Origin of the sequence: Sellimonas sp., assembly GCF_047234585.1 — a bacterium.
Lineage (GTDB): Bacteria > Bacillota > Clostridia > Lachnospirales > Lachnospiraceae > Sellimonas > Sellimonas caecigallum.
On sequence record NZ_JBKSWG010000048.1, the window covers coordinates 1 to 7,814 of the forward strand.

8 protein-coding genes are annotated in these 7,814 nt (G+C 45.2%); all 8 read right to left on the minus strand.

Annotated elements, in window-relative coordinates:
* Positions 1-133: 133 nt before the first annotated feature.
* Positions 134-931 carry an amidohydrolase family protein gene (locus tag ACLROL_RS11905; RefSeq protein WP_413067916.1) on the minus strand — a complete coding sequence of 266 codons (798 nt, stop codon included), beginning with the start codon at positions 929-931 and terminating at the stop codon, positions 134-136.
* 1 nt (position 932) lies between these two features.
* On the minus strand, positions 933-1,346 hold the full coding sequence (locus ACLROL_RS11910; RefSeq protein WP_087200570.1) for a CBS domain-containing protein: 414 nt from the start codon (positions 1,344-1,346) through the stop codon (positions 933-935).
* A 28-nt stretch (positions 1,347-1,374) separates the two neighbouring features.
* Positions 1,375-2,694 (minus strand): aspartate kinase, encoded by a 1,320-nt coding sequence (locus ACLROL_RS11915; RefSeq protein WP_413067917.1) that lies wholly within the window; start codon positions 2,692-2,694, stop codon positions 1,375-1,377.
* A gap of 19 nt (positions 2,695-2,713) precedes the next feature.
* Positions 2,714-3,319: an HAD family hydrolase gene (locus tag ACLROL_RS11920; protein WP_221919860.1), complete on the minus strand. Its 606-nt coding sequence runs from the start codon at positions 3,317-3,319 to the stop codon at positions 2,714-2,716.
* 79 nt (positions 3,320-3,398) lie between these two features.
* Complete coding sequence (gene ybaK, locus ACLROL_RS11925; RefSeq protein WP_087200577.1) at positions 3,399-3,887, minus strand: Cys-tRNA(Pro) deacylase; 489 nt, start codon at positions 3,885-3,887, stop codon at positions 3,399-3,401.
* Complete coding sequence (locus ACLROL_RS11930) at positions 3,884-5,077, minus strand: ribonuclease E/G (RefSeq protein ID WP_413067918.1); 1,194 nt, start codon at positions 5,075-5,077, stop codon at positions 3,884-3,886. The genes ybaK and ACLROL_RS11930 overlap by 4 nt, the downstream gene beginning before the upstream one ends.
* A gap of 14 nt (positions 5,078-5,091) precedes the next feature.
* Positions 5,092-5,787 carry a TIGR03936 family radical SAM-associated protein gene (locus ACLROL_RS11935; protein ID WP_413067919.1) on the minus strand — a complete coding sequence of 232 codons (696 nt, stop codon included), beginning with the start codon at positions 5,785-5,787 and terminating at the stop codon, positions 5,092-5,094.
* Positions 5,771-7,636, minus strand: a complete 1,866-nt coding sequence (locus ACLROL_RS11940) for a TIGR03960 family B12-binding radical SAM protein (RefSeq protein ID WP_287450248.1) — start codon at positions 7,634-7,636, stop codon at positions 5,771-5,773. The genes ACLROL_RS11935 and ACLROL_RS11940 overlap by 17 nt, the downstream gene beginning before the upstream one ends.
* Positions 7,637-7,814 lie beyond the last annotated feature (178 nt).

Here is a 7,814-nt window from a genome sequence, read left to right on the forward strand (position 1 = left end):
CCACCTGTTGCTATAATTGCGTACATATGGCACCTCCTATTATCATTACTCGCCGGCTGTGGTGTCCCAAAAGGAACTTTGAAACCTCGCCGTGCGGCATACTCGTATATACTAGCATGACTTTCAGGAAAAATCAAGAGATTCCCAATAATTTTTTTGCATTTTCTTCCGAAATTTGTTTCATCGTCTCCCCATCCAGAGGAAGAGACTGTAAATAAGATACGAATTCCTTCTGCTCTCCCCACGGGGAATCCGTCGCAAAGAGAATTCGTTCTGCTCCATGTGTCTGTATCATGCGAAGAAGCTGCTCTTTTGGTATCTTTCCAAAACAGACGGCGGTATCAAAGTAAACGTTTTTTCCAATGAGGAGCTCCTCCGTCTCATTCCACCGCATAAACCCTCCCATATGGGCAAGCACAAGTTTCTCCGGCGCTGTCTCATCAATGACATGTGCGGCCATCCGTGGTGTACAGTGGACAAAGTCCGGATACCCCGGATCAAGCCCTGCGTGAACACTGACGATGAGACCAAGTTCGGAAGCGGCATCCACGATGCGCTTATAACGGATATCATCAAATCTTGTCTCCTGGTAGTCAGGGTGGAGTTTGATCCCTTTTATTCCGTTAGCCTTCAGCTCTTTGATCCGTTCTTTCGGATGATCGTTGTCCGGATGGATGCCTCCAAAAGAGAGCAGCCGTCCATCTGTTATTTCCGTAAGGGAGAGAGCAAAACGGTTGATGGAATCAAACTGTTCCGACCTTGTGACAACCGGAAGTACAACCGAAATGCCGATACCAGCCTCATTCATTGACGATACCAGGGCATCCGCAGTTCCACGGAGATAAGCTTGTCCTCCACATTGATTTTCAAGGAACGATATCGTTTTGTCTACGATCTTCTCTGGAAATACATGTGTGTGAAAATCAATCATATTATTTCTGCCGTCCTTTTACCTGGTCATTGAGATATCCAATGATATCTCTCCTCGTAACAATACCGATGAAATTGTGGTCATCATCTTCCACTGGTACGAAATTCTGTTCCATGGACCGTTTGACGAGATCTTCCATATCTGATTCGATACTAACCGGCTTGTAGTCGAATCTCCGTTGGATTTTCATAACTGCTGTACTTTCTATTTGTCTCATATTGGTAATTCCGTTTTTCTTCAGTCCCCACAGGAGATCCCCTTCCGTAATGGTCCCCAGATATTTTCCATCACGGTTCAGAATCGGGACGCAGGAATATTTATAATGCTCCATGATCTCCATAGCCTGACGAACAGTGTGATAATCGTAGATATAAGCCAGATCTGCCTTTGGCTTAAGGAAAAATAAAATATTCATTTTAAAACCTCTTTAATGTCATATGTGTTTATAACTGTGTTGTTACAAAAATATCGTAGATTGCCTTGATAGCGCTTTCAAAGTCGTTGCACCGTACACCGATAATGATGTTCAGTTCACTGGAACCCTGATCGATCATTTTGACATTGACATTGGCGTGAGAAAGCGCAGCAAAAATCCGTCCGGAAGTGCCGCGAGTCTGTCTCATCCCACGACCCACAACGGCAATAAGTGCAAGATCCGATTCCAGCTCAATGAAATCCGGTTCCGCCACGCGGTGGATACCGGCCAGCACACGCTGCTCTTTGCTCTCAAATTCATCCTGATGGAAGAAGACGGTCATGGTATCGATGCCGGACGGCATGTGCTCGATGGATACGTTATTTTCCTCGAATACCTGAAGTATCTTCCGGCAAAAGCCCACTTCAGCATTCATCATAGCTTTATCGATAGTAACAGAAGCAAATCCCTTCTTTCCGGCTATCCCGGTAATCGTAAAGCGAGGATGCCGACATGTTCCCTCAACAATCAGCGTTCCAGGGTCTTCCGGTTTGTTAGTATTTCGGATATTGATAGGTATCCCTTCTTTTCTGACCGGGAAGATGGCATCTTCGTGGAGCACTGTGGCTCCCATATAGGACAATTCTCTGAGTTCCCGATATGTGATTGTCTCGATCACTTCAGGATCTTTGATGATCCGCGGATCTGCAACCAGAAACCCGGAAACATCCGTCCAGTTCTCGTAAAGATCAGCGTGAACGGCCTTCGCCACAAGAGAGCCGGTCACATCAGATCCCCCTCTTGAGAAAGTTACGACTCTTCCGTCTGGATCACATCCATAAAATCCCGGAATAACAGCATATTCACACTTTTTCAGCCGCTCGGCGAGAGCTTCATTTGTCTTTTCTTCATCCAGGTGTCCGGTTTTGTCAAAAAAGATCACGTTTGCCGCATCGATAAACTCAAATCCAAGATAAGCAGCCATGATGATACCATTTAAAAATTCTCCTCTGGATGCAGCGTAGTCTTTTCCTGCCTTCTTCTTAAATTGCGTCTGTATTTCGTCAAATTCTTCGTCTAAAGACAGGCTGAGAGAAAGCTCTCCGATGATCTCGTCAAAACGCGATCGGATAAACGCCCATTCTTTTGTATAGTCCTCGCCTCTTTCCGCTTTTCCATAGCATCTATACAGCATATCTGTGATCTTCGTGTCTCTGGAATCCCGCTTGCCAGGTGCAGACGGAACGACATAGCGTCTGGATTTCTCTGCACGGACGATATCGCCTGCTTTTTTAAATTGAGACGCGCTCGCCAGGGAGCTGCCGCCGAATTTTACCACTTTCTGCATAGTTACAATCTCCTCTGCATTATTTTCGAAGGATTTCAAGAGCAACAGATGGTGTAAATACAATCCCGTGTATTCCCTCTCGGCACGCCGCATCCACATTGGCCTGCAGATCGTCAAAAAACAGAGAGCGTTCTGGCGCAAGTTTATACTTGCGAAGGAGTGTCTGGTAGATGGACGGATCCGGCTTCATCTGCTTTGCCTGCCAGGAAAAAACGCCCCCGTCAAACTCATTCAGAAATTTCAGAGTGTCTTTTGACTGTTCGAAAACCTCTTCAGAGTAATTGGACAGATAGTAAAGAGCGTACCCTTTTTCTTTAAAATACCGGATCAAAGCATCTGTATAGTCCGTAGAAAGGATCGTCTCCCCGAGATGACGGTAGACTTCTCGTATCTCCTTTTCATACTTTGGCGCATTTTTTACAAATGCGTCACACCAGTCTTCTTTTCCATATGTACCGCGATCGCCCTCCTGCCAAGTAGGACTTAAAAAAACAGCCTTTGCCACAGCATCGTACACATCCGGGGCATACCCAAATTTCTGAAGGCAGTTTTTCCAATCGTACCTTACAAGAACATTTCCAAGATCGAAGATTACGGTATCACAAGTTTCTATTGGTATGTTCATGAATATCTGTTCTCCTTTTCTTCGTTACGTATTACTTTACTATGATAAAGTCTGGATTTCAACAAAAATCTCATTTTTTCTACTTTTCTTTCCGGATCACGTCTCCGAAAGAAGCCGAAGCCGCCTTTCTGAGGCCTTCCGGAGAAAGTCTCAGCTGCATTCCCAGCTTCCCGCCGCTTACATAGATTGTCTCAAGAGACGCCGCATCTTCCTGAATGATGGTCGGAAATTGCTTTTTCATACCGATAGCAGTGCAGCCACCTCTGACATAGCCCGTGAGAGGTGTCAAGTCCTTTACAGGCAGCATTTCAAGTGATTTTTCTCCGACCGCTTTTGCCGCTTTTTTGAAATCGATCTCCTCCTCGATGGGAATGACGAACACATAGTGGGAACCGCTTTTGGCTTGGGTTACCAGTGTCTTATACACTTCTTCGTGCGGAAGTGACAGCTGGTTGGCGGTAGCGATGCCGTCCTCGAAATTTTCACACTCATACGTCTGGTATTCGTATGGGATTTTCATCCGGTCAAGAATCCGCATGGCGTTTGTTTTCAGTTCTTTTTTGCTCATTTTTTTATTCCTGCTTTCCTTACCGCTTCTGAAAGCGGCACATTTGCTTTTCTGCGTGTGATCTCCATCAACTCCAATTTGGTAATGTCTATAACATCTGTCTTGACAGAATCAGATGCGACAGCCGCGCGCATTGCTGAAAGGAGAGCCTTTCGTTCATCGTCCCCGGAAAGATTGATAAAGTCGATAAGGATAATGCCAGAAAGATTGCGGAGCCGTATTTGGTGCGCCGCCTCCTTGGCGGCCTCAAGATTGATATTGAGATACTGCTCTTTCTTTCCGGCGATAGCTTTTCCGGAATTGACGTCTATGACAGTCAATGCCTCAGTTGGCTGAATGACAAGGTAGGCGCCTGATTTCATCCATACTTTTTCGGATAAGGCTCGCTCCAGTTCTTTCTCCAGGATATAAAGTTTATGGAGAGGAAGAAGGGTATCTTCGTAACGCATCAGCCGGTCAAGAAGTTTGGGTCTCTCCGATTCCAGATAGGAGCGGAAACTTTCATAAAGGTTGGGATCTTCCACGATCAAAGAAGTAAGTGTCTCTTCATTCAGACCAAGAAGGGCGGCGCTTCCTGGGAATCCGGCTTTTTTTAGGCATGTAAAACAAGTCCTTGTCTTTGCCTTATCCAGAAGAGTTTGAAAACTCTGCTCCTGTTTTCTGATGTCCAGAAGGAGCTCTTCTTTTGTAAGGGCCGCAGCATTGGTGCGCACGATAATTCCAAACGAAGTGTCCGCACATTCAGAAAGCCAAGTACGGATTTCTTCCCTTTTCTTTTTTTCGATCTTTACCGATACTCCAAGAGCCTGGTCCGTCAAAGACAGAATACAGTACGCTCCCTGTAAAGAGATATTTGCTGTGACAGCAGGCTGTTTTGTCCCGGCAGCTTCTTTTTTGACCTGTACTACCAGCTCATCTCCCACACATAGAGGCTTTTTGCCGGCTTTGCAGGTAAAAAAACCTTGTTTCGCATCAGAGAGAGCACAGTAACACTCCATTCCTGGACGTATTTCGATAAATGCTGCCTGAATGTTCGGAAGAATTTTTTTGACTTTTCCGATATAGATCTCCCCGACAACACACGTGTCCTTTTTGCTGCCGATAGGATGGATTTCCGCCACGCGGCCATCCTCTATGACAAAAAGAAACGGATGATCTTTCACGTAGGCGGCCACTGCTTTTCGTTCCATGTTGTCGTCATCTCCTATCCTTCGATCTTTGTTCCAAGTTCATCCAGAGGAATCAGCTTTCCGTCTTCCAGACGAGCGTAATTTTCGATCCTGTGATAGTAAAAATCCGTTTCCGTCTCTTTTTTACAGAGGAAATGAAGAAGGGATTTTATGACAAGTTCCGGCTTCAGATTGGCTGCGCTTCCGGCTGAAACCTGCATAAAAATATCGTTTCCGCGCATCTCCATTTTGTGGATCCACGGCCGAATGTTGACTTCCTTTTCACTTTTTTTCGTCTGTTTCAGGACGAGTATTTCTGCCTGAGAAAGGAAGGACGCAAGATCTTCATTGGAAAACAGAATGTCTTCTTTCTTTGGAATTGCCAAATAATCTGCCGCTTCAATAATAGCCATTCCAGTAGCTTTCTTTTCATCCGGGATCTGCACGAAACTTACGACTTCCATCCCGTCTACCATCGCTTCGTTGAGCTGTCTTACTGCATCTTCAGATGAAATTGGTTCCTTCAACTCAATATCAAAGTATTCTCCGTCACTTGTAAGTCCTACTCCAAGAGGATTGGCAAAGGACATGATCATATGAGGGCTGAATCCTTGTGTGAAAGCGATCGGAATCTCTGCCCGCCTCATCGCTTTCTGGAAATACCGCATCACGTCCAGATGTCCGATATATTTCATGACTCCGTATTTTCGGAATTTAATTCTTGCCTTCAAAGCAGACACCTCCTTCGTAACACATTGCACCGCATGCAGAACACTTTTCCCTGCAGTTTGGTGTGACTTCGCCGCGCATCGCGCGCTCCCACTCACGGTAAAGGAAGGATTTTGTTACCCCAGCATCAATAAAATCCCACGGGAAAAGTTCTTCTTTTCCTCTTTCCCGCATTGTGTAAAATGCGATGTCTGTCCCGGTATTTTCAAAAGCCTGCATCCACTTGTTATTGTCAAACTGCTCGCTCCATGAATCAAAGAGGCATCCAAGACGGTAAGCTTCCAGAAGGACTTTAGATGTTCTTCTGTCTCCTCTGGCAAATACTCCTTCCAGAACAGTTACATCTGCTTCGTGCCAGTTGTATTTCAGGCTTTTCCGGTTCAGCTGTTCTTTCATCTCCTGATTGACCACATGAGCTCTGTGAATATATTCATCCATCGTATACATTTTCGCCCACTGGAATGGGGTAAATGGCTTTGGTATAAAGAATGAAGTGCTGAACGTGATCTGACATTTCCCGTTTCTTTTGTCTTTCGGGATTTCATAGTATCTTCTCGCCACTTTGTCTGCAAGACGCGGGATCTCCTTCATATCTTCTTCCGTCTCCGTCGGAAGACCAAGCATGAAGTAGAGCTTGACTTTATTCCATCCGCCCTCAAATGCTTTTCCGGCACCTTCCAGGATCATCTCTTCTGTAAGTCCTTTATTGATGACATTTCGCATTCTCTGGGAACCGGCTTCCGGTGCGAAAGTAAGGCTGCTCTTTCGGATATCCTGGACTTTGCTCATAACATCCAGAGAAAATGCGTCAATCCGCAGAGATGGAAGAGAGATGTTGATCCCTTTTCCCTTGAATTCGTCGATCAGATAAGTGACAATACCCTTCAGTTCGGAAAAATCGCTGGAACTTAAGGAACTCAGAGAGATTTCTTCATGTCCAGTACTTTTCAGCATCTCACTTGCATACTTCTTTAACGTCTCCAAATTTTTTTCACGGGTAGGACGATAGATCATCCCTGCCTGGCAGAACCGGCATCCACGGATGCACCCGCGCATGACCTCCAATACCACACGGTCTTGTGTCACTTTGATGAACGGAACGACCGGTTTCGTAGGATAAGAGACCTTGTCCATATCAACAACAACCTGGCGCCGAATCTTCTCCTTCGCATGAGGATCATTTGGCACAAAGCTTTTCAGTGTTCCGTCTTCATTGTAAACAGCATCATAAAACTGTGGAACGTAAATACCCTCGATTTCGGCCGCCATCTGCAGGAAATCTTTTCTGCTGCCGCCGCATCTGCGATTCTCTTTATAAGCCTCTAAAAGAGCATCGTACTGGGTCTCCCCTTCCCCGATATAAAACAGATCAAAAAAGTCTGCAATAGGCTCTGGGTTGACTGCACAAGGGCCTCCTCCAATGACGATAGGATCCTCCTCAGACCGATCTTTTGCAAAGAGCGGAATTTGCGACAGATCCAAGATCTGCAGGATATTTGTGTAACACATCTCATACTGCAGGGTAATTCCGAGAAAATCGAATTCCTTTATCGGATCCTGGGATTCCAGTGCAAAAAGAGGAATCTTCTCTTCCCGCATGATCTTATCCAGATCTGTCCACGGAGAATATACCCGCTCGCACCATACATCTTCCCGACGGTTAAACATATCATATAAAATCTGAATTCCGAGATGGGACATGCCGATTTCATAGACATCCGGGAAGCACATGGCAAAGCGGATATCCACCTGATTCTTGTCCTTCATTACCGAGTTTACCTCATTCCCAATGTAACGGGCGGGTTTCTCAACCTTTAATAGTATTTCATCACTTAATGCTAGTTTTCGCAATTTCTAACCTCCATTATTTGTACATTTCAAATACGAATAATCGGGTTTATTATATCCTTTTTAAGGAAGGACTTCAAGTGGATTGCCCTCTCTTGCGAGAAATCAGAAAAAAATTTACATTCCACTACTACAATATATTTATGGTTAATACCCCTTACAGCCAGTAAGGAATTACCCA